Source organism: Brevundimonas sp. GW821-FHT12E07 (genome assembly GCF_058807035.1).
In genome coordinates this window covers 293,472-312,835 of record NZ_JBXAQH010000003.1, presented here as the reverse complement: position 1 = coordinate 312,835, position 19,364 = coordinate 293,472, and the positions used below count along the sequence as shown (strand labels likewise).

The following is a 19,364-nucleotide window of genomic DNA, read 5'->3' as shown; positions in this document are numbered from 1 at the left end:
GATGCGTCACACCCTCACAGAGGGCAAGAAAATCATATATTGCGTTTCGGCTATATAGCTGATTAGTTATTCAAATGCACGACGCCCTCCTCGCCCTGTCCGAACCCAACCGCATGGCCATCATGGGTCTGTTGCGCGATGGCGAACGCCCCGCCGGGGACTTCGTCGCCGCCCTGCCGATCAGCCAGCCGGCCGTGTCGAAACATCTGGGCGTGCTGCGCGCCGCCGGGCTGGTGACGGTGCGCAAGGACGCCAACCGTCGCCTCTATCGCCTGAACCCCGCCCCCCTGGCCGAGCTGGACGCCTGGCTGGCCCCCTATCGCCGCTTCTGGAGCGACAAGCTCGACGCCCTGGAAGCGCATCTGGACAAGGAGTTTCCACAATGACCGACGCCCTCGTTGAAACGCTTCCCGGCCGCGACGCCGGGACCATCCGCGAAGACGGAGACGGCTGGATCATCGGCTTCGAACGCCGTCTGCGGCATTCGCCCGAGCGCGTCTGGAAAGCCCTGACCACGCCCGAAGGTCTCGCCTGCTGGCTCGCCGAAGCCGAGATCGAGACGGTTCCGGGCGGCAAGATGGAGCTGCATTTCCGCCAACCCGACAACGACTTCATGCCTGACGTGCCGGAGAAGCGCCGCCAGTCGAACGAGGTCCTGACCGTGCGGCCCTACACCCTGTTCGAGCACACCTTCGGCAGCAATCCGGACTCGATCGTCTCGTGGCGGCTGGAGCCCGACGGCGACGGCACCCACCTGATCCTGTCGCACCGGGTGCCCTCGACCTGGGAGAGCGGACGCAAGAACGTCCTCGCCGGCTGGCAGCACCATATGGAAGGACTGGAGGACGCCATCCACGGCGTGCGCCATCCGTGGAGCTGGGACCGCTGGTTCGCCCTGCGTGACGCCTATGCCGAGCGGATCGACAACCCCAAGGCAGGCGACGAGAAGCCGTACTCGAACGACTGGCGGACGGCGTGAGCGCGCCCGTCGCAACTGCCGGGATGCTGATCCGCCGACCGGTCGCGGAGGTCTTTCAGGCCTTCGCCGACCCGGCGGTGACCACCCGCTTCTGGTTCACCGACAGCACCGGCGTGCTGGCGCCCGGCGCCGTCGTCGACTGGACCTGGGCCATGTACGGAGCCTCGACCGAGGTCGTCGTGAAAGCCGTCGAGCCGGACCGCCGCATCCTGATCGACTGGGACAACCGCGCGACCCCGACCGAAGTCGAATGGCTGTTCGAACCGCGGGGGGACCACACCTGGGTCACCGTCGAGAACCGGGGTTTCACGGACGACGCCGACGGCGTGGCCAAGGCTCTGGATTCCACCGGCGGCTTTGCCCTGGTCCTCGGCGGCGCAAAAATCTGGCTGGAGCATGGGATCGAGCCGCGCTTCGTCGTCGACCGCCATCCCGACCATCATGTGGAAGGCTGGAGCGAATGAGCGATCCGGTAGAGGTGCGCGTCGAGAAACGCTTCCGCCATCCGCCCGAACGGGTGTTCGACGCCTTCCTCGATCCGGCGACGGTCGGCCTGTGGCTGTTCCATACCCCCGACGGCGTGATGGAGAAGACAGACTACAACCCCGTCGTCGGCGGCGCCTTCGCCATCTTCGAACGGCGCGGCGAGGATCTGGCGCGGCACTTCGGCCGGTTCGTGGAGATCGAACGCCCCGCCCGGATCGTCTTCGACTTCTGGGTCGACGAAGCGCCGGAGGAGCCGACGCGCGTGACCGTAACCTTTGCCTCAGAGAGCGACGGCTGCACCGTCATCCTCAGCCATGATCTCGCCCCCGCCTGGGCCGCCTATGCCGAGCGCAGCGCCGCCGGCTGGTCCATGATCCTCGACAACCTCTCGGCCGTCGCCGACGCCAACCGGAGCTGAGCCATGATCACCGCCGCCGCCCCCTTCCTGATGTTCCAGGGCGATTGCGAGGAGGCCCTGACCTTCTACGCCGAAGCCATTCCCGGGGCCGCCGTCGCCGCCCTGCACAAGGGTCCGGACGGCAAGGTGGCCATGGCGCGGCTGACGATCGCCGGGCTGGAGATCATGGCCAATGACTCCCCGCCCGTGCACGATTTCACCTTCACCCCCTCGACCTCGACCTTCCTGACGGTGGAGGCCGAAGCCGAGGTCGACGCCTTGGCCGAGGCGCTGGGCGCAGGCGGCAAGACGATGATGCCCGCCGGAAACTATGGCTTCTCGAAACGGTTCGCCTGGGTGCAGGACCGGTTCGGCGTGTCGTGGCAGATCAACCTGCCGAGCTGACTGCCGACCACAGCTTGAGCGCCTGAACCGTCTCGCGCACATCGTGGACACGGACCATCCTCGCGCCGCGCCGCGCCCCTTCCAGCATCAGGGCCAGCGATCCGCCCAGTCGGTCGGCGGGATCGGTCGCGGTCTCGTCGACGCCGAGGATCGTGCGCTTGCGGCTGGCGGCGTAGAGGACGGGGTAGCCCAGGTCGACCAGAGCCTCGAGCCGCGCCGTGAGGGCGAGGTTATGGGCCGTGGTCTTGCCGAAGCCGATGCCGGGATCCAGCCAGATCTTCTCGCGCGCCACCCCGGCCTTCACCGCCGCCTTCGCCCGGGCCTCCAGATAATCGACGACCTCGCCGACGACGTCGTCATAGAGGGGCGCCGCCTGCATGGTGCGCGGCTCGCCCTGCATATGCATCAGGACCACGTCGCAGCGCAGGGCCGCCGCCGTCGCCAGACTGTCGGGCGAAAAGCTCAGGGCCGAGACGTCGTTCCAGATTGTCGCCCCGGCGCCGACGGCCGCCCGGGCCACCTCGGGCTTCAGGGTGTCGATGCTGATCGGCCCGGCCCAGTGGGCGCGCACGCCCGCGATGACCGGCAGGGTGCGGGCGATCTCCTCGGCGACATTGACGGGCTCGGCGCCCGGCCGGGTGCTCTCTCCCCCGATATCGAGGACGTCGGCGCCCTGTTCGACCAGCGACAGGGCGTGGGCCACCGCCGCCTCCACCGTCGCCAGTCGCCCGCCGTCCGAGAAGCTGTCGGGCGTGACGTTGACGATGCCCATAACCAAAGGGGTGCTGGATGCGATACTGGAGAGCATGATCGGAAACATTATCGATGAACGGGCGCGGCCGTATCGCTGGAAATACGTGGAGGCGCGGGTTGAGGCCACCCATCACGATAATAGCTGCAATGACGCCGACCTCGCGGACCCGAACGAGTTCCGGGACAATACCCTTTACGAGGAGCGGCTTGGCATCTCGGTCTCGGAGGCCGTGATCTGGGCCTCGAGCTTTCCCGATCGCGTGACCCTCTACCTGCGAGATTTTACCGAGCCGGGCAGCGAGGCGCCGACCGCCTGGGTTTTGCCTTGCGGATAGATCGTTTCGCCCCTCGCCAGCATCTCGACGAACCGGGCGATGGCCTTCTGCCGTCCCCCCTCGGTCTTCAGGGCCTGCAGCCGGAAGATCAGGGCGAAGCGGTTCTGGGCGCTGAGGGTCGCAAGCGTCGCCTTCGCTTCCGGGACGGGTTCGACCGCCGCCACAAGATCGTCAGGCAGGGTCGAGCCCTTGATGCGATAGGCGGCGTCCCAGCGGCCATCGGCCTTCGCCGCCTCGACGTGGCTGTGCCCGTGACTGGTCATCCGCCCGGCCTCGGTCAGGCGCGCGACGTTGTCGACATTGACCTGGCTCCAGACACTCTTCTTTCCACGCGGGGTGTAGCGCTGCAGGAAGCTGGCCTCGTCGAAGCTCTTCTTCACTCCGTCGATCCAGCCCCAGCAAAGGCAGACGTCGATGGCTTCCTTGACCGTGATGGAGGCCACGCCGGACCTCACCTTGTAGATGCGGATCCAGACCTCGGTCTCGCGATCGTGGTTCTGCGCCAGCCAGGCCTCGAAGGCGCCCTCGTCCGCGAAGGCGTGGACATGCTTCGGATCGACGACGACCGGCGCCATCAGCCGCGTCCACCGATCAGTCCGCCCAGCGCCTCCAGATAGGCGGCAAAAGCCTTGCGGCCCTCGTCGGTGATGGAGACCCGGGTCAGGGGCTTGTTGTTCACGAAGCTCTTGGCGACGGCGACGTAGCCCGCCTCCTCCAGCTTCTTGATGTGGACGGAGAGATTGCCCTGGGTCGCCTCAAGCACCGTCTTCAGCTCGGTGAAGTCGGCGACCTCGGCGTCGGCCAGATAGACCATGATCCCCAGCCGCATGCGGCCGTGGATGACCTCGTCGATTCGTCCGAGATCGTGCAAGCCCATGGTTCAGGCGGCTTTGCGCGCATTGAGGGCGCCGCGCAGCATGACCCAGCCGGGCAAGGCGAACAGCAGGAACAGGGCCACCGTACAGATGCCGAGGTAGATCGCAGCCTGACGCACCGTCAGGCCCAGCGCCACTGCCGTCAGCCAGCCGCCGATAGAGACCGCCAACATCCACGGCGTCCGCTTCAGGGTAAAGGCGACGAACCAGGCCGCCGACTGCAGGGCAAAGATCACCGCCGCATAGTAGAGCCACACGGCGAAGTCATGATCGCGTGCGGACCCGACGCCGAAGACGATGATGATCGCCAGATTGGCCATGCCGGTGGCGCTGAAGGCCGCGTTCAGGGTGCGGGTGACCATAGGACCCGGCTTGGGGACCTTGCGATCTTCAAGGATCGCCCAGGTCAGGATGATGAAGAAGGCCACCGGCACCGCGACGACCACCGCCAGATTGGCGAGATCAGGCCAGCGGATCCAGCCGGCGATCTGACCGATGTGGAACAGGCACTGGGCGCCGTAGAGCAAGCCCCCGGCCAGATAGGCGACGCCCAGCGTCAGATGACCGCCCGGGCCTCCGCCTGTCACGACGGAGCGCAGGAAGGCGAGGTCGGCTTCGGGCGTGGACTTGTCTGACATGAGGGCGATTCCTGATGCGGCCGGCGCCTCCATCGGATGGACGCGCCGGCCGGGGTTGGCAAGCTATTCGGCGGGCGCGAGTTCGGCGTCTGGCTTTCGCCGCCAGGGGATGCGTCGCCCGTTCAGCCACCGCCCCATGAAGCTGTGACGGATCAGGAGCTCATAGCTGGCGAGGCTGACCGCCAGGACGCCCGCGACCACGACCGTCAGCTTGACCGGCCAGACCATGGCCCAGTCCTGGATCAGCACCTGCCCGACCATCACCAGCGGCAGATGGACGATGTAGATCCAGTAGGAGGCGTCGGCGAGGTAGCGGCGCAAGGCGCTGTGGCCAGAGAAGAGCTTCAGCGCCAGCCCCACCGCAGCGAAGGCCGAGGCGAGGGTCGCCACGCCGAGCGCCGCGGCCGCCATGGCCTTGGTCGCCGGATCGGTCACCGGAACGATGGAGGGCGCGGGACCGCCCGCCAGCATCAGCAGCGTGGCGCCCGCCCCGACCGCGAGACCGAGGTTGACCGGCGCCCAGCCTTCCAGCCTCGCCAGAAGGTCGCGGCGGCGATCCAGCAGGAAGCCGAAACCGAAGACCGTGCCGAAGCCGACGCAGGCGCTCAGGTTGGGAACCAGTCCATGATCGGGCGTCGGAATGCCGAAGAAGGGAACCCAGTTCGGCTCGAACCAGACGGCGACCGCCAGAGGCGCGGCGAGGACGACGGCGCCCCAGGGCGTGGCGAGCGTCGTCGTCAGCCCATCGACCGTCCGGCCCCAGCCGCCGCTGCGATCAAGCATCGCGAAGGGCGCGCGCAGGATCAGGGTGGCGACATAGAAGAGCATCAGCACCCACAGGAACCACAGATGGGTCAGGGGGATGGTCAGCCAGGTGTAGGTCGGCGGCGGCGGCGGCGGGCCCATCGGGGCGCCGGCGGCCTGCCGGATCGCATTCCAGATCAGCACGGCGATGATCGCCGCCATGACCGGGGTCCAGAAGACGCCCAGCGGTCCGCCGATGCGGATGAAGCGGTCCTTGAGGAAGCCGCCGACGCCGCGCCGGCCCAGCATCATATGGGCGAACAGGCCGGCCAGCAGGAAGAAGGTCGCCATGCGGAAGATGTGGATGGCGAAGAACAGCACCCCCGCCCCGACCGACTGCTGGTCGTCACTGACGATCCAGATCGGCGCCGGAATGAAGGACATGGAGGCGTGGAGGACCACGCCCAGAAGCAGGGCGCCGCCCCGCAGTGCGTCGAGGCCGTGCAGGCGCTCGGAACGATCGATTTCGGATGCCGACATGGCGACCCCTCCCGTTTCGGATGAGGCCATATCTCATAGACTTGTTTATAATGCAAACATGTTCATCGGAAAGAACCCGCCGAGGCCGAAGCCGCCGGCGGGTTCCAGAAGGCCTAGTGGACGGTCGGGACGTCGACCGTGACACCGCCGTCGGCGACGGGGGTCACGGGGACCGAGACCGAAGGCCCGGAGTTGGGGAAGTTGTTCTCGTCGCGGTTCGGCGCGGCGCCCTTCTCCAGCAGGTCCTTGATCTCCTGACCCGACAGGGTCTCGTACTCGAGCAGGGCCTGGGCCAGCTTCTCCAGATCGTCAGCCTTGTCGGTCAGGATCTGGCGGGCCTCATCCCAGCCTTCAGTGACCAGACGCTTGACCTCCGAATCGATGATCCGGGCGGTCTCTTCACTGATGTTCTGGCTGCGCGCGACCGAGTGGCCGAGGAAGACCTCCTGCTCGTTCTCGCCATAGGCCACGGTGCCCAGGATGTCGGAGAAGCCCCACTGGGTCACCATGCGGCGGGCCAGCTTGGTCGCCTGGGTGATGTCGGACGAAGCGCCGGAGGTGATGTTCTCCTTGCCGAAGATGATTTCCTCGGCGACGCGGCCGCCGGCCATGATGGCGATGCGATCGACCATCTGCTGGTACTTCATCGAATAGCGGTCGCCTTCCGGCAGCTGCATGACCATGCCCAAGGCCTGGCCGCGCGGGACGATGGTCGCCTTGTGCACCGGATCGGCCATCTTGACGTTCATGGCCACGATGGCGTGGCCGCCTTCGTGATAGGCGGTCAGGCGCTTCTCTTCCTCGTTCATGGCCATGGACTTGCGCTCGGCGCCCATCATGACCTTGTCCTTGGCGTCCTCGAAGTCGCGATGGGTGACCATGCGACGGTCCTTGCGGGCGGCCATCAGGGCGGCTTCGTTGACCAGATTGGCCAGGTCGGCGCCGGAGAAGCCCGGAGTGCCGCGCGCCAGGGTCTTGACGTTGACGTCGGCGGCCAGGGGCACGTCCTTCATGTGCACGCGCAGGATCTTCTCGCGACCGTTTACATCGGGGTTGGGCACCACGACCTGACGGTCGAAGCGGCCGGGACGCAGCAGGGCCGGGTCGAGAACGTCGGGACGGTTGGTCGCGGCGATCAGGATGATGCCTTCATTGGCCTCGAAGCCGTCCATCTCGACCAGCAACTGGTTCAGGGTCTGCTCGCGTTCGTCATTGCCGCCACCCAGACCGGCGCCGCGGTGACGACCGACCGCGTCGATCTCGTCGATGAAGATGATGCAGGGGGCGTTCTTCTTGGCCTGTTCGAACATGTCACGCACGCGGCTGGCGCCGACGCCGACGAACATCTCGACGAAGTCCGAGCCGGAGATGGAGAAGAAGGGCACGCCTGCCTCGCCCGCGACGGCGCGGGCCAGCAGGGTCTTGCCGGTCCCGGGAGGGCCGACCAGCAGGGCGCCCTTGGGGATCTTGCCGCCCAGACGCTGGAACTTGCCCGGATCCTTGAGGAAGTCGACAACCTCCTGCAGTTCTTCCTTGGCCTCGTCCACGCCGGCAACGTCGTCGAAAGTCTTGCGGCCCTTGTGCTCGGTCAGGAGCTTGGCCTTGGATTTGCCGAAGCCCATGGCGCCGCGCGCCCCGCCCTGCATCTGACGCATGAAGAAGACCCAGACGCCTACCAGCAGCAGGATGGGCAGGATGCCGATCAACAGGGCCTGCCACCACGACTGGCGAGTGGTCTTGACGTCGACCTGGGCGCCCGACTCGCGGATGGCCTCGATCAGCGCCTCATTCTGCAGCGGGGTGGTGACGACGAAGCGGCTGTTGTTCTGGAACACGCCCTGGATCTGGTCGCCCTTGACCACGACCGCCTTGACGTTCTTGGCCCCGACTTCATTGACCAGCTTCGAATAGGTGATGATCTCCTGCCGGTTCGCAGCGGCGGCGGCCGGGCCGCCCTTGGTCACGGCCAGAGGACCGCCGCTCTGGCTCAGGGCGGCATAGCCCGCCACGAGCGCGAGCAGGATCAAGCCCCAGATCGCCAGATTACGCAGGTTCATTGTTGTTCTCGGTCCTTCGGCAAGGCGGTCAGCCTAAGCCGCGATGGTGGTCTTTGTGTGAAAATAGGTCAGCGGGCGGCGTTTCGCCATGGATGGTTCGAAAGAGGTCGGCCTCCTGCGTCGTTTCGCCCGACATCGCTCCCAGGAACAACGCCAGACGTCGGGGCGCCAGCGCCCGAACCTCAGCCCTGCGCCATGCCAGAACCGGGCCAGCGTCCTCGTCCCGGATCAGCACGGGCAGGGCTCCGCGGGCCCACGATGGAACGCGCGACAGGACTCTGCGATCCGCATCGGACAGCCTGTTCAGCCTTCCTACGGCCGCCGTGACTGTCCAGCCGGCCTCCGCGATCACGATCTCGTATCGCCCGTCCCAGACGGCGGGCTCTCCGGGCGTCAGGGCGACGTCGTCTGGCGCGTGACGACGAAACTCCCCTGGCTCCCGGCCGATCAGGACCGTTTCGCCGCGCGCCTCGATCCGGGCGCCGGCGAGACCCGCGTCAAAATTCTCGTCCGACCGGAGACGCTGGATCAGCCGTTCCAGCCGGTCACGGCGCGGCGGCGCCGAGCCTCCCGAGGCGCACAGAAGGGTCGCGGCCAGAACTGTCGAGCCGTGTCCCCTCCCGCATTCAAAGCCCTCTCCCAGAGGGAGAGGGACCGGCCTGGCGCCGAGGTCGACGGGAGCCAGAGGGGTTTCGTCATCGAAAGCCCCCTCCCCGGCCGCCAGCGCCTGCCTCGCCCGGCTGCGCCCGAACCGTGCATCGGCATTGGCCGGATCCTCGATCCAGCCCAGACCCCTGCCCCGCAGCAGGTCGCGCAGGGCCTCGCGGCGCTCTTCGAGCAGGGGGCGGAACAGGATCAGGCCAAGTCCGTCGGGCCAGACCGGTGACGGCGACCATTCGCGCAGACGCCCCAGGGTAGAGCCTCCCGCCTCGACCGGGCGAGCCCGCATCCAGTCGCTCTCGAGGATATCGTCGGCGGTATGAGCCAGCAGGACGACCTTCGCGCCCGCCGCCCGCGCCGCCTCGGCGATCAGCCCATGGCGCGCCGTCCGCGCCGCCGCCGTCAATCCGGTCGCCGGCTTGTCCCCCTCCCAGCGTCGTTCGATCCAGCCGACGCCGCGACGGGCGCAGGCCTCGGCGCACAAGCGGCTCCAGTCGCGGCTGTCAGGGTTCAGGCCGTGATCGACCGTGACGGCCAGCAGACGGCGGCCGTGGCGCGCCGCCCAGTCGGCGGCGATCTCCAGCAGGGCGAGGGAATCCCCGCCGCCGGACAGGCCCAGAACGACGGGTGGCTCGGCTCCATGCATCAGCCGGGCGTCGAGCCGGGTCTCGACCCGCGCCGCCAGACCTGGGTCCGGCGCGGTCATGGCGGTCAGGTGCAGCGGGCCTGGGTGCGGATCTGACCGGCGATGGTTTTCAGCTGGGCCGAGGCCGCCGCGGCATAGCGCCGGTTGAACTCGCCGAGCGCCGCACAGGCCTGCGGATTGCGGTTGGTCGCCGCCAGGGCGCGGGCCAGTTTCAGCGTCGTCTCCCCGGCCCAGGGCGTGGTCGGCCAGCCGTTCAGGGCGCCGGCATAGGCCTGGACGGCGCCGTTCATGTCATCGTCGGCGCGGCGCAGGTCGCCCAGACGATAGCCGGCCTCGGCAGACTGGGGCGTGGACGGCCAGTTGGTGATCAGAACCTCATAAGCCTGGGCCTGCGCGGCCGCATCGGTCAGGGCGCGGGCGGCGGCCAGATCGCCGGCGGCGTTCCCGGTCGGCGACCGCCCCGCCTGCTCGGCCTCGGCGGCGGCGGCCGCGGCGGCCCTGGCCTGATCCTCGATGGCCTTGATGCGGGCGTCGCTGGCGTTCAGCCGGGTTTGCAGGGCGGCGTTGTCGCGCGTCGCTTCATCCAGCTTGAAGGCCGTCTGTTCGCCGTCGCGGGTCAGCCGCTGCAGGCTGGCCTCCAGGTCCTGCAGACGCCGGTCCATGTCGCTGACCTGCCCCTGCAGGGCCACGACCTCCGGATCGGGCTCGACCAGCACGGGCTGGCCGACCGCGTTCCTCTGCGTCACGGCGCGTTCGAGGCGGCGCACATTGCGGTCCAGGGTGTCGAGACGGCGGTTGTCCCATTCGACGGGCGCCAGAGGCTGGACCTGGGACACGGCGACGCCGCCGCCCACGATGCACAGGCCCGTGGCGGCCAGCAGGAGATTGCGATGGAAGGGCTTCATCATGGCTTTAGTGGTTTCACCGTTTCGAGGCCTTCGCAAGGCCGGGCCCAGGCTTCCGGAACGAGGGCGTCCCGGAACGAAAAGGGGCGCCCGCGTCGCGAGCGCCCCCGATGTCGTCACGTCTGCGGGCGATTACATCCCGCCGGAGACGATCGCGGTGTGGCCGTTGCGGTTGCGGGCCCACGATTCCTCGCTCGAGCCCTGGGCGATCGGGCGCTCCTTGCCGTAGCTGATGGTGTCGATCCGGCCGGCGGGCACGCCGCGCTGGACCAGGTAGTTGCGCACCGATTCCGCACGGCGGGCGCCGAGGGCCAGGTTGTACTCACGGGTGCCGCGTTCATCGGCGTTGCCTTCGATCCGGACAGTGATCTGCGGATAGCGCAGCAGCCACTGGGCCTGGGCGTCCAGGCGCGGATAAGCCTCGGTCGAGACCTGATAGGAATCCAGGTCGAAATAGACGCGGTCGCCGACATTGACGACGAAGTCCTGTTCTGAACCCGGGCGAGCGGCGCCGGTGTTCGAGCCACCGATGTTGCCCGTGCCCGTACCCGGATAGATCGGGTTCGACGGGGCGGTCGGCTGGTTCGGGACAGCAGGCTCGACGGCGCGCTTGGGGGTACAGGCGGCCATCGAGGCCATCACGAGGCCGACGGCGGTCAGCTTGATCAGGTTGGTCATGGTCGTCATCGCGGGTCGTCTCCTTGGTTTTGCCCTCGGACGCCGGATCGGCGCTTCAAGCTTTGCCTTTAGCGGGGCAGGTGGCGAAATGGTGGCGCTTCTGGCTCGGGTAACGCACTGTTGAGGGGTTCGGCTCCGCTCGTGAACTGATTTCCCCTGACGAGGCAGCCGAAATCACGAAGGACAGCTGTCCGGTCCCTGGCTGCGGCCGAGGTTCACAGGGGCGGCGTCCAGCAGCGGCGACCAGGCGGGGTCCGAGCCCCGGCCCTGATATCCAGACTGGGCGATGACCCGACCCGACAGGTCGACCATCCAGAGGTTGGTGTTTCCGCCGCGCGTCTGGCGCGAGAACATGATGTAGCGGCCGTTCGGGGCCCAGGACGGGCCTTCCTCGAAATAGCTGGACGACAGGCTGCGCTCCCCCGAACCATCCGTGCCCATGACGCCGATCGAGAACCGGCCGCCCGAGGATTTGGTGAAGGCGATCAGGTCGCCGCGCGGGCTCCAGGACGGGGCGGTATAGCTGCCGCCGCCACGCGAGATCGGCCGCTGGCCCGAGCCGTCGGCATTCATGACATACAGGCGCGGCGTGCCCGAACGGTCCGAGTTGAACACGATCTGGCGCGCGTCCGGGCTGAACGACGGCGAGGTGTCGATGCCCGGATCCGAAGTCAGACGGCTCAGCTGACGGCTGCGCAGATCCATCACATAGACGTCGGTGTTGCCGCCGCGGATGATCGAGAAGGCCACCTTGGACCCGTCCGGCGAATAGCGCGGCGCGAGGGCCTGACCATCGAACTCGCCCAGGCTTTCGCGGCGGCCGGTCGACAGGTTGTAGAGGTAGATGCGGCTGTAGTCCTTGCCCAGCGCCATATAGGTGATCTCGTCCGGGTTGGACGAGAAGCGCGGCGTCAGGATGATCTCCTCGCCCCCGGTCAGGAAGACGGGATTGTAGCCGTCCTGATCGACGATCGCGAGGCGAGACAGGCGATTCAGCTCGGTGCCGCTCTCGGCGACATAGATGATGCGGGTGTCGAAGAAGCCGCTCTCGCCGGTCATGCGCTGATAGACGACGTCGGCGATCTTGTGCGCGACCCGACGCCATTGCTCGGGCGTGGCGGTGAAGTTGTAGCTGACCAGCTGGCACTGCCGGTACGGGTCGTACAGACGGAAGCCGTAGTCGTTGCGGTTGTCGGGGCGCGGCGTCACCGACCCGTAGAGCACCGCCTGGGCGCCGATCTGGGTCCACTGCGGGAAGTTGGGCGCGTTGTTCAGCGTCAACCCGGTCTCGATGAAGCTGCGCGGGCTGATCGCCTCGAAATAGCCGGACCGCGTCAGGTCGCCGGTCAGGACGCCGGAGACTTCGGATCCGTTCGGGCCGCTGAAAGGCGCGATGGCGATCTGGAAGGGCTTCAGAACGCCCTCGTCGACGACGACGTCCTGGGTCGCCGGTGCAGCGGTGGGGCCTTGGCCGGGAACCTGAGCCTGCGCCAGCATCGGGGCCGACATCGCCACCGCAGCGACCGTGACCAGAAGAGTTTTCAGACGCATGGACGGCTCCCTCATTTACCTTGCGGCGCGCCTGATCTAGCGCGTCCGTCGCCCCCAAGACCAGCTTGCCGGTGATTGGGGCGACCGTTTGGCGAAGCTTGAACCGCCCAATGCATCAGCGGTTGCCGCAGGGCCGCGCGGTATCGAACCGGAACGGCACTTCCTGGGCCGCGAAGCCCGCCGGAACGTCGAACGGAGACGTCGCGCGCAGGGCCTGCATCAGGCTGTCGGCGGCGGCGCGCCAGGCCGGATCGTTGCTCGACCCTTCGATGACGGGCGTGCCCTGTATGCGGCCGGTGGCGTCCAGCCGGACCCGCACCCGGATAGTCAGGGCGTTGCCGTTCGGCAGGTCGCAAACCACCCGCACGTTCCAGTTCGGCGTCACCTGACGTCCGAGCGCGGCCAGCTGCGGACCCGAGGCCTGGGCTGCCTGCCCCGTCCCCTGCTGGCCCGTCGAGGGACGGCCGGGATTGTTATTCGGACGGCGCGGCCCCTGCAGGGCGCCGAGGTCCAGCGAGGGCTCATTGCGACGCGGTGTCGCGGCTGGCGGCTGGGTCTTGGGGCGCGGCGGCGTGGGACGGGTGACCGGCGGGGTCGGACGGGTCGGTGTTGGACGTGGGGTCGGGGCCGGCGGCGTGACCTTGGGCGGAATGCGCGGCGTCGGCGGCGCGGGGGTCGGAGGCGGGGTCGGGGCGGGCGTCGGAGCCGGGGGCGCCTCGACCGCCTCGGTCGGTGCGCTGGCGCCGTCCTCGGTGATCAGTTCCTCGGAGGGATTGTCGGGGGCCGCGGCGTCGATGACCTCGGACGACAGGATCGACACCGGCACGGAAGACGGCATCGGCGCGGGCAGGTCCTTCTTCGGCCAGCTCACGAAGGCGAGCGCCAGCACGCCGACGTGCAGCGCGATCGATCCCAGAATTGCGGGGCTCGGCCTTCTCACGTCAGCCTTCGGAATCCGGCGCCGTATCGGTGATCAGGTTCAGCTTGGTGAAACCCGAGGCCGAGAGCCTCGCCATCACCCGCGCCACGGCCTGATACGGCGCACGGCCGTCGGCGCGCACGAAGATCGGCTTTTCGTCCTTCTTGGCGTCGCCCACGGCGTCGGCGACCCGCGCCGTCAGCTGGTCGTATTCGGTCGGGGTCTTGTCCAGGAAGATCGCCCCGTTCTGATCGATCGACAGGGTGATCGGCGTATTGTCCGTCGGCACGGCGCTGGCCTCGGTCTTGGGCAGCTCGACCGGCACCCCCACCGTCAGCAGGGGCGCCGAGATCATGAAGATGATCAGCAGCACCAGCATGACGTCGACCAGCGGTGTGACATTGATCTCGCTCAGCGGCCGCTTCTTGGCGCGGCGACGTCCGCGTACGTGGCCCTGTCCGGCCCCTCCGCCCATGGCCATCTCAGTCGGCCCGGCGCAGCGAGAATTCGGACGGCGGCGGAGGCGGGGGCGGCGGAGCGCTCGGCACGCCCAGACGACGGGCCACGGCGGCCTGCAGGTCGTCGGCGAAGCTTTCCAGACGGCCCGAGAACTTGCCCGCGTCGATCGAGAACTTGTTGTAGGCGATATAGGCCGGGATGGCCGCCGCCAGGCCGATCGCCGTGGCGAACAGGGCTTCGGAAATGGCCGGGGCCACGGTCGTCAGATTGGTGTTGCCCGCCGAGGCGATGCGGCCGAAGGCGTTCATGATGCCCCAGACGGTGCCGAACAGGCCGATGAAGGGCGAGGCCGTGGCGACGACAGACAGCACGCCCAGGCCGTTTTCGACCCGCTGTCCCTCGCGGGCGATGATCGAATCCAGCGACCGATCAATGCGGCTGATCAGCAGATTGCCCTGCTGCTCCGTCAACACTCCGCGCGCCCGGGTCTCTCGCCAATCGGCCAGCGCCGTGACCAGCATGCGCGGCAGGGCGTGGTTCGGCTGCGGCCCGGCTTCCGCCGCGACGTCCTCAAGCGACCGACCCGAGCTCAGCGCCTTCTCGAAGGTGTCGGCCTGGCTGTTCAGGGCGGTGAAGCGGAAAGCCTTGTCGATGATGATGGCCCAGGACCAGACCGAGGCCCCGGCCAGACCGATCATCACGATCTTCACGACCCAATCGGCCGTCATGAAAAGGGTGACGGGGTTCAGCATTCCGGCTTCGGCGGCGGCGGGAACTGTCATCGGCGAGCGGGTCCTTGAGGCAATCGGCGTCCGGCCTATCGTGCGGGCCGGCGTGACCATAGTGTGGCGCTTGTCCGGCTCTAGCGGCCAGACGTGACAAGGTCACTAACGCTCCCCTCACCGGTGCGTGAGCATGGCCTCCATATATTCGGTCGAATGGGGGGCCGTCAGCCCTTCAGCCAGGGCGTCACGCTCTGGATCAGGGCCTTGGTCGGTCGACGGGGCCGGCCGTCCAGATGGATGCAGACTGCCGTCACCTCGGCCCGGCACAGCACCTCCCCGTCCCGTTCGACACTCTGGGAGATGATCAGCCGGGACCCTTTCACCGCGTCATAGGTGGTGCGCACGACCAGGGCGTCGTCGATCCGCGCGGGCTTGAGGTATTTGATGTTCATTTCGGCGACGACGAAGGCCATCGGCTCGGCGTCGTCCAGCAGCTCGGCATGGCCCTTGGCGGTCAGCCGCATGAAGTCCGACCGACCCCGCTCGAAATAGCGGACATAGTTGGCGTGATAGACCAGACCGGTGAAGTCGGTGTCCTCGTAATAGACCCGGACCGGCAGCAGGTGGTCGCGGCCCTCGAAACGGCCTGCGGTGGGCACGTCGGGATTCATCGGAGGATCGTGCTGGGCGCCGCCGCCGGGAATTCCGGACAGTCCTGGGCCACCATCTGCTGGAATTCGCCCTTCAGAGGGTCATTGCTGAGCAGCAGCCGGTTGGGGCGCGAGACGAAGCCGGTCGCGGGCGCCGCACGATCGGCGGCCAGATAGCCGCACACGACCCGCCCGTTTCCGGGGGCGATCAAACGGATTTCGGCCTTACCCCCAAGCTGTTCGCGCGCCTGACGCAGAACCCGTTCGGCGGCCGGCTCCTGGGAGAAACCGGGCCGTGCGCCCTGGGAGATCGCCCACAGGCTCAGCGCGCCCAGGCCGAGAACGGCGACGCCAAGCACTCCGATCACTCTCTGAACCGACAGCCGTCGCGCCATTCACGCCTCCACCCGTGCAGCATGCCGGGGTTCGGGGCGGAGGGAAAGTGTCGGCTATCGCACCCGCGAAACGATCGTCCATCGTGGCGCGGTGGCCGGCGCAGCGCGCGAAAGGACCAAACCCAGCGAGGCCAGCCAGCCGACGACCAGTGACGCTCCGTACCCCACGACCGGCGCCGGGTAGTTGCCGAACAGATTGCCCGCGACCAGCCCGATCCACAGACCCGCCAGACCGGCCGCAATCGCCCGCTCTCTTCCTTCCAAGGCCCTGACCACGAACGGCAGGGGCAGGAGGATCAACATTAGCCCCGCCGCGACACCGCCGACGGGATTGACCGCGAAGGCCTCGGGCACGACGCGCTCCACATGGGCGACGGCCGGCAGGGGATCGACGCGCGTCCAGCTCCAGACCGCCGCCGCCAGCGCCATCAGAAGGGCGGTGACATCCGGCGCCGCCACCCTGCCCCGCACAACCGCCAGGGCGATCAACCCCAGCAGCAGAGCCGTCGCCGAGGCCGCGTCGGGCTGGATCGCCAGCACCAGGGCGAAGGCGCCGGTCAGGGCGCCCGCCCACCAATTGGTCCGCGCGACCGCCAGCGCCCAGACCACGAACGGCAGGACGATCGACGCCGGCTGCAACACGATCGGTCCCGCTGCGATCCAGCGATGTACGCCCGGCCCAGCGTCTCCGAGCGTTGCGAACAGCAGGGCCAGACAGACGCCGACCAGAACCGCCGCGCCCTTCGGTCCCGGCCGCCAGGGATTGAAACCCAGCCCGACGGCGATCAGGGCGCCGACAACCAGAGCACCCGCCTGAACAATCAGGGCCGAGGTCGGACCGCCCGCCAGCCGGATGGCGATCAGGCCCACGACGGCGGTCACGATCGCTTGTGCAACTGCCGCGGCGAGAGTGTTCAACCGGATCAAAGTCTCATCCTCAGCATCGGTCTGGACCAGCCTGCACGCCCTGTGGGCGGCTTTTCACCGATCCTGATCGCGCCCTGCCGCTCGTAGAAGCCGACCGACGGCGGATGGGATACGATCAGAACCGCGTCGGCGCCCAGCGCTTGAGCCTCGGCCGCCATCGCCTGAAACAGCCGCGCGCCCCAGCCCTCGCCTTGCCGGGCGTCCGCCACAAACATCAGAGCCAGTTCCGGCGGTGATCCGGGCGTCAGACTGAAGAAGCCGATCAAGCCCTGCTCATCCTCCGCCAGCCGATAGACGTCACGGGCCAGCAGGGCCTCGTCGATCTCATAGCCTTCGAGGATCGCCGCATACTCGCCCGCATAGGCCGCGCTCGCCTTCATCAGGCCGTTCAGCCCGGGCAGGTCCGCCGGTCCGGGCGTGCGAAGGATCATCAGTCGAACAGGTCGCCCACGCCGGAGACCGGCGGCTTGGGCGGTTCGGTCAGGCCGAGGTGGCTATAGGCGCGGGCGCAGGCCATGCGGCCGCGCGGCGTGCGCTGGATAAAGCCCTGCTGCAGCAGATAGGGCTCGATCACGTCCTCGACGGCGTCGCGCGCCTCGGCGATGGCCGCGGCCAGGGTGTCCATCCCGACCGGCCCGCCGCCATAGTTCTCGATCAGGGCCTTGAGGAAGCGACGGTCGTTGGAATCCAGACCCGCCTCGTCGATCTCCAGCCGCGCCAGAGCCCGGGCGGCGACCAGCTTCGTCACCGTCTTCGCCCCCTCCGCCTCGGCGAAGTCGCGCACCCGGCGCAGCAGGCGGCCCGCCACGCGCGGCGTGCCCCGCGAGCGCGATCCGATCTCCCGCGCCCCCTCGTCGTCGATGGCCACGCCCATCTTGCGCGCCGCCCCGGTGATGACCCGCACCAGTTCGTCGGGGGTGTAGAACTCCAGCCGCAGCGGAATGCCGAACCGGTCGCGCAGCGGCGTGGCCAGCAGCCCGGCCCGCGTCGTCGCCCCGACCAGGGTGAAGGGCGCCAGATCGATACGCACCGAGCGCGCCGACGGTCCCTCGCCGATGATCAGGTCCAGGACATGGTCCTCCATCGCCGGATAGAGAATTTCCTCCACCTGCGGGGCCAGCCGGTGGATCTCGTCGATGAACAGGACGTCCCGCGGTTCGAGGTTGGTCAGGATGGCGGCCAGATCCCCGGCCTTGGCCAGGATCGGCCCCGAGGTGGCGCGGAAGCCCACGCCCAGCTCCTTCGACACGATCTGGGCCAGGGTCGTCTTGCCCAGACCCGGAGGCCCGAACAGCAGGACGTGATCCAGCGCCTCGCCGCGCGCGCGGGCCGCGCCGATGAAGACCTTCAGATTGCCCTTGGCCTGCGATTGGCCGACGAACTCGGCCAGCGACTGCGGCCGCAGCGCCCTGTCATAGGCTTCACCGGGGGCCGGCTGGGGAGAGATGATGCGGTCGTCGGTCATCGGCCGAGTTCCTGCAGCCCGGCGCGGATCACAGCCGACAGGTCGGCGTCCTCGCCCAGACGGATCAGAGCCTGATCGACGGCGCGCCGCGCATTGATCTCGGCGATGCCCAGACCCAGCAGGGCCGAGACGGCCTCCCCGGCGATGCTGGGCGCGGGCGGCGCGACCTCGGCATGGACGCCCGGCGCGGACGGCGTGAAGGAGACGTCGCCCAGAGGCTTGCCCTTCAGTTCGGTGACGATGCGCAGGGCGAGCTTGGGCCCCACGCCATTGGCCCGGCCGATCGCCGCCTTGTCCTCGCGCGCCACGGCGCCGGCCAACTCGCCGGGCGGCAGGACGTCCAACACGGACAGGGCGGCCTTGGGGCCGACACCCTGGATGGACAGCATGGTGGTGAAGGCGCGCCGCTCGTCGCGGGTCAGGAAGCCGTAGAGGCGCGGCCCCGCATCCTCGCTCCACTGGGAATGCACATGCAGGGTCGCCTCGTCGCCGGGCGCCGGCAGCCGCCCGAGCGTTCGCGCCCCGCAGGCCACCACATAGCCCACCCCCGCGCAGTCGATCAGGCAGTGCCCCTCCTCGACCTCGGCCAGCACGCCTCTCAGACGACCGATCATGCCGCGCCTCGCAGGCTTTCCAGCAGGGTGCGCTTCCTGAGCTGCGCATGGGTGATGGCGACGGCCAGCGCGTCGGCCGCATCGGCCTTGACCTCGCCGGAGGCCGGCATCAGCCGCTTCACCATGAAGGCGATCTGGCCCTTGTCGGCATGGCCCGCTCCGACCACTGCCTTCTTGATCAGATTGGGCGAATATTCCGCCACCGGCAGGCCGCAGCGCGCCGGAGCCAGCATGACCGCCGCCCGCGCATGGCCCAGCTTCAGGGTCGAGGCCGGATTGACGTTGACGAAGACCTCCTCGATCGCCGCCTCCTCGCAGCCATGGGCGACACAGATTTCGCCGACCGCCTCAAGCAGATGCAGCAGCCGTTCGGCGAAGGGCGCCCGCTCGTCCGGGGCCACTACGCCATGGGCGATCCAGCGCAGCCGCGAGCCCTCGGACACGATCACCCCCCACCCCGTCCGGCGCAGGCCGGGGTCGAGTCCGAGGATGCGGACGGGGCCATTTTGAATCATCGTGTTCGGCATTCGTTCCGTTCATGCCTCAAACGGGGTTACCGAA

General features: G+C 68.3%; 25 protein-coding genes. 5 read left to right on the top strand and 20 right to left on the bottom strand.

What is annotated here, in order from left to right; all coding sequences use genetic code 11:
- The first annotated feature begins 74 nt into the window (after positions 1-74).
- The 5 genes from AC1ROD_RS13305 to AC1ROD_RS13285 are packed head-to-tail and all read left to right on the top strand — an operon-like array spanning position 75 to position 2,267.
- Positions 75-386: an ArsR/SmtB family transcription factor gene (locus AC1ROD_RS13305; protein ID WP_492948743.1), complete on the top strand. Its 312-nt coding sequence runs from the start codon at positions 75-77 to the stop codon at positions 384-386.
- A complete protein-coding gene (locus AC1ROD_RS13300) occupies positions 383-979 on the top strand; it encodes an SRPBCC family protein (RefSeq protein ID WP_492948742.1) in 597 nt (198 codons plus the stop codon). Before AC1ROD_RS13305 ends, AC1ROD_RS13300 begins: the two co-directional genes overlap by 4 nt.
- The gene (locus tag AC1ROD_RS13295; RefSeq protein WP_492948741.1) at positions 976-1,443 is read left to right on the top strand and encodes an SRPBCC family protein; all 468 of its coding nucleotides are present in this window, start codon (positions 976-978) and stop codon (positions 1,441-1,443) included. Before AC1ROD_RS13300 ends, AC1ROD_RS13295 begins: the two co-directional genes overlap by 4 nt.
- Positions 1,440-1,883, top strand: a complete 444-nt coding sequence (locus tag AC1ROD_RS13290; RefSeq protein ID WP_492948740.1) for an SRPBCC family protein — start codon at positions 1,440-1,442, stop codon at positions 1,881-1,883. The genes AC1ROD_RS13295 and AC1ROD_RS13290 overlap by 4 nt, the downstream gene beginning before the upstream one ends.
- Positions 1,884-1,886: 3 nt before the next feature.
- A complete protein-coding gene (locus tag AC1ROD_RS13285) occupies positions 1,887-2,267 on the top strand; it encodes a VOC family protein (protein ID WP_492948739.1) in 381 nt (126 codons plus the stop codon).
- Here the strand turns inward: AC1ROD_RS13285 and folP are convergent.
- The 20 genes from folP to ruvC all read right to left on the bottom strand — a co-directional run bounded on the left by folP (position 2,251) and on the right by ruvC (position 19,330).
- Positions 2,251-3,075 carry a dihydropteroate synthase gene (folP, locus tag AC1ROD_RS13280; protein ID WP_492948738.1) on the bottom strand — a complete coding sequence of 275 codons (825 nt, stop codon included), beginning with the start codon at positions 3,073-3,075 and terminating at the stop codon, positions 2,251-2,253. The two genes, AC1ROD_RS13285 and folP, sit on opposite strands and share 17 nt — an antisense overlap.
- A gap of 213 nt (positions 3,076-3,288) precedes the next feature.
- Positions 3,289-3,930: a YdeI/OmpD-associated family protein gene (locus tag AC1ROD_RS13275; RefSeq protein WP_492948737.1), complete on the bottom strand. Its 642-nt coding sequence runs from the start codon at positions 3,928-3,930 to the stop codon at positions 3,289-3,291.
- Positions 3,930-4,232 (bottom strand): winged helix-turn-helix domain-containing protein, encoded by a 303-nt coding sequence (locus tag AC1ROD_RS13270; RefSeq protein ID WP_492948736.1) that lies wholly within the window; start codon positions 4,230-4,232, stop codon positions 3,930-3,932. Before AC1ROD_RS13270 ends, AC1ROD_RS13275 begins: the two co-directional genes overlap by 1 nt.
- Before the next feature lie 3 nt (positions 4,233-4,235).
- Positions 4,236-4,868, bottom strand: a complete 633-nt coding sequence (locus AC1ROD_RS13265) for a hypothetical protein (RefSeq protein WP_492948735.1) — start codon at positions 4,866-4,868, stop codon at positions 4,236-4,238.
- Between the two features lie 63 nt (positions 4,869-4,931).
- Positions 4,932-6,152, bottom strand: a complete 1,221-nt coding sequence (locus AC1ROD_RS13260; protein ID WP_492948734.1) for an acyltransferase family protein — start codon at positions 6,150-6,152, stop codon at positions 4,932-4,934.
- A 113-nt stretch (positions 6,153-6,265) separates the two neighbouring features.
- Entirely contained in the window at positions 6,266-8,209 is a 1,944-nt protein-coding gene (ftsH, locus tag AC1ROD_RS13255; RefSeq protein WP_492948733.1) for an ATP-dependent zinc metalloprotease FtsH, read from the bottom strand.
- Positions 8,210-8,237: 28 nt separating this feature from the next.
- Positions 8,238-9,575: a tRNA lysidine(34) synthetase TilS gene (tilS, locus tag AC1ROD_RS13250; RefSeq protein WP_492948732.1), complete on the bottom strand. Its 1,338-nt coding sequence runs from the start codon at positions 9,573-9,575 to the stop codon at positions 8,238-8,240.
- A gap of 5 nt (positions 9,576-9,580) precedes the next feature.
- Positions 9,581-10,423: a tol-pal system YbgF family protein gene (locus tag AC1ROD_RS13245; RefSeq protein ID WP_492948731.1), complete on the bottom strand. Its 843-nt coding sequence runs from the start codon at positions 10,421-10,423 to the stop codon at positions 9,581-9,583.
- 129 nt (positions 10,424-10,552) lie between these two features.
- Positions 10,553-11,107 (bottom strand): peptidoglycan-associated lipoprotein Pal, encoded by a 555-nt coding sequence (gene pal, locus AC1ROD_RS13240; RefSeq protein ID WP_492948730.1) that lies wholly within the window; start codon positions 11,105-11,107, stop codon positions 10,553-10,555.
- Positions 11,108-11,272: 165 nt separating this feature from the next.
- Positions 11,273-12,649, bottom strand: a complete 1,377-nt coding sequence (tolB, locus tag AC1ROD_RS13235; RefSeq protein WP_492948729.1) for a Tol-Pal system beta propeller repeat protein TolB — start codon at positions 12,647-12,649, stop codon at positions 11,273-11,275.
- A gap of 115 nt (positions 12,650-12,764) precedes the next feature.
- A complete protein-coding gene (locus AC1ROD_RS13230; RefSeq protein WP_492948728.1) occupies positions 12,765-13,589 on the bottom strand; it encodes a TonB C-terminal domain-containing protein in 825 nt (274 codons plus the stop codon).
- Between the two features lies 1 nt (position 13,590).
- A complete protein-coding gene (gene tolR, locus AC1ROD_RS13225; protein ID WP_492948727.1) occupies positions 13,591-14,049 on the bottom strand; it encodes a protein TolR in 459 nt (152 codons plus the stop codon).
- 1 nt (position 14,050) lies between these two features.
- Positions 14,051-14,809 (bottom strand): protein TolQ, encoded by a 759-nt coding sequence (gene tolQ, locus AC1ROD_RS13220; RefSeq protein ID WP_492948726.1) that lies wholly within the window; start codon positions 14,807-14,809, stop codon positions 14,051-14,053.
- A 167-nt stretch (positions 14,810-14,976) separates the two neighbouring features.
- Positions 14,977-15,423, bottom strand: a complete 447-nt coding sequence (gene ybgC, locus AC1ROD_RS13215) for a tol-pal system-associated acyl-CoA thioesterase (protein WP_492948725.1) — start codon at positions 15,421-15,423, stop codon at positions 14,977-14,979.
- Complete coding sequence (locus AC1ROD_RS13210) at positions 15,420-15,797, bottom strand: hypothetical protein (protein WP_492948724.1); 378 nt, start codon at positions 15,795-15,797, stop codon at positions 15,420-15,422. Before AC1ROD_RS13210 ends, ybgC begins: the two co-directional genes overlap by 4 nt.
- A 54-nt stretch (positions 15,798-15,851) precedes the next feature.
- A complete protein-coding gene (locus AC1ROD_RS13205; RefSeq protein ID WP_492948723.1) occupies positions 15,852-16,679 on the bottom strand; it encodes an FtsW/RodA/SpoVE family cell cycle protein in 828 nt (275 codons plus the stop codon).
- Positions 16,680-16,720: 41 nt separating this feature from the next.
- A complete protein-coding gene (locus tag AC1ROD_RS13200) occupies positions 16,721-17,155 on the bottom strand; it encodes a GNAT family N-acetyltransferase (RefSeq protein WP_492948722.1) in 435 nt (144 codons plus the stop codon).
- Positions 17,155-18,189 carry a Holliday junction branch migration DNA helicase RuvB gene (gene ruvB / locus AC1ROD_RS13195; protein WP_492948721.1) on the bottom strand — a complete coding sequence of 345 codons (1,035 nt, stop codon included), beginning with the start codon at positions 18,187-18,189 and terminating at the stop codon, positions 17,155-17,157. Before ruvB ends, AC1ROD_RS13200 begins: the two co-directional genes overlap by 1 nt.
- Positions 18,186-18,803, bottom strand: a complete 618-nt coding sequence (ruvA, locus tag AC1ROD_RS13190; protein WP_492948720.1) for a Holliday junction branch migration protein RuvA — start codon at positions 18,801-18,803, stop codon at positions 18,186-18,188. Before ruvA ends, ruvB begins: the two co-directional genes overlap by 4 nt.
- Positions 18,800-19,330 (bottom strand): crossover junction endodeoxyribonuclease RuvC, encoded by a 531-nt coding sequence (gene ruvC / locus AC1ROD_RS13185; protein ID WP_492948719.1) that lies wholly within the window; start codon positions 19,328-19,330, stop codon positions 18,800-18,802. Before ruvC ends, ruvA begins: the two co-directional genes overlap by 4 nt.
- Between the last annotated feature and the right edge of the window lie 34 nt (positions 19,331-19,364).

Bases quoted from the DNA above. Each gene is read 5' to 3' on its own strand.
- AC1ROD_RS13305 (WP_492948743.1), top strand. From the start codon at position 75: ATGCACGACGCCCTCCTCGCCCTGTCCGAACCCAACCGCATGGCCATC.
- AC1ROD_RS13300 (WP_492948742.1), top strand. From the start codon at position 383: ATGACCGACGCCCTCGTTGAAACGCTTCCCGGCCGCGACGCCGGGACC.
- AC1ROD_RS13290 (WP_492948740.1), top strand. From the start codon at position 1,440: ATGAGCGATCCGGTAGAGGTGCGCGTCGAGAAACGCTTCCGCCATCCG.
- AC1ROD_RS13285 (WP_492948739.1), top strand. From the start codon at position 1,887: ATGATCACCGCCGCCGCCCCCTTCCTGATGTTCCAGGGCGATTGCGAG.
- folP (WP_492948738.1), bottom strand. From the start codon at position 3,075: ATGCTCTCCAGTATCGCATCCAGCACCCCTTTGGTTATGGGCATCGTC.
- AC1ROD_RS13275 (WP_492948737.1), bottom strand. From the start codon at position 3,930: ATGGCGCCGGTCGTCGTCGATCCGAAGCATGTCCACGCCTTCGCGGAC.
- AC1ROD_RS13270 (WP_492948736.1), bottom strand. From the start codon at position 4,232: ATGGGCTTGCACGATCTCGGACGAATCGACGAGGTCATCCACGGCCGC.
- AC1ROD_RS13265 (WP_492948735.1), bottom strand. From the start codon at position 4,868: ATGTCAGACAAGTCCACGCCCGAAGCCGACCTCGCCTTCCTGCGCTCC.
- AC1ROD_RS13260 (WP_492948734.1), bottom strand. From the start codon at position 6,152: ATGTCGGCATCCGAAATCGATCGTTCCGAGCGCCTGCACGGCCTCGAC.
- ftsH (WP_492948733.1), bottom strand. From the start codon at position 8,209: ATGAACCTGCGTAATCTGGCGATCTGGGGCTTGATCCTGCTCGCGCTC.
- tilS (WP_492948732.1), bottom strand. From the start codon at position 9,575: ATGACCGCGCCGGACCCAGGTCTGGCGGCGCGGGTCGAGACCCGGCTC.
- AC1ROD_RS13245 (WP_492948731.1), bottom strand. From the start codon at position 10,423: ATGATGAAGCCCTTCCATCGCAATCTCCTGCTGGCCGCCACGGGCCTG.
- pal (WP_492948730.1), bottom strand. From the start codon at position 11,107: ATGACGACCATGACCAACCTGATCAAGCTGACCGCCGTCGGCCTCGTG.
- tolB (WP_492948729.1), bottom strand. From the start codon at position 12,649: ATGCGTCTGAAAACTCTTCTGGTCACGGTCGCTGCGGTGGCGATGTCG.
- tolR (WP_492948727.1), bottom strand. From the start codon at position 14,049: ATGGCCATGGGCGGAGGGGCCGGACAGGGCCACGTACGCGGACGTCGC.
- tolQ (WP_492948726.1), bottom strand. From the start codon at position 14,809: ATGACAGTTCCCGCCGCCGCCGAAGCCGGAATGCTGAACCCCGTCACC.
- ybgC (WP_492948725.1), bottom strand. From the start codon at position 15,423: ATGAATCCCGACGTGCCCACCGCAGGCCGTTTCGAGGGCCGCGACCAC.
- AC1ROD_RS13210 (WP_492948724.1), bottom strand. From the start codon at position 15,797: ATGGCGCGACGGCTGTCGGTTCAGAGAGTGATCGGAGTGCTTGGCGTC.
- AC1ROD_RS13200 (WP_492948722.1), bottom strand. From the start codon at position 17,155: ATGATCCTTCGCACGCCCGGACCGGCGGACCTGCCCGGGCTGAACGGC.
- ruvB (WP_492948721.1), bottom strand. From the start codon at position 18,189: ATGACCGACGACCGCATCATCTCTCCCCAGCCGGCCCCCGGTGAAGCC.
- ruvA (WP_492948720.1), bottom strand. From the start codon at position 18,803: ATGATCGGTCGTCTGAGAGGCGTGCTGGCCGAGGTCGAGGAGGGGCAC.
- ruvC (WP_492948719.1), bottom strand. From the start codon at position 19,330: ATGCCGAACACGATGATTCAAAATGGCCCCGTCCGCATCCTCGGACTC.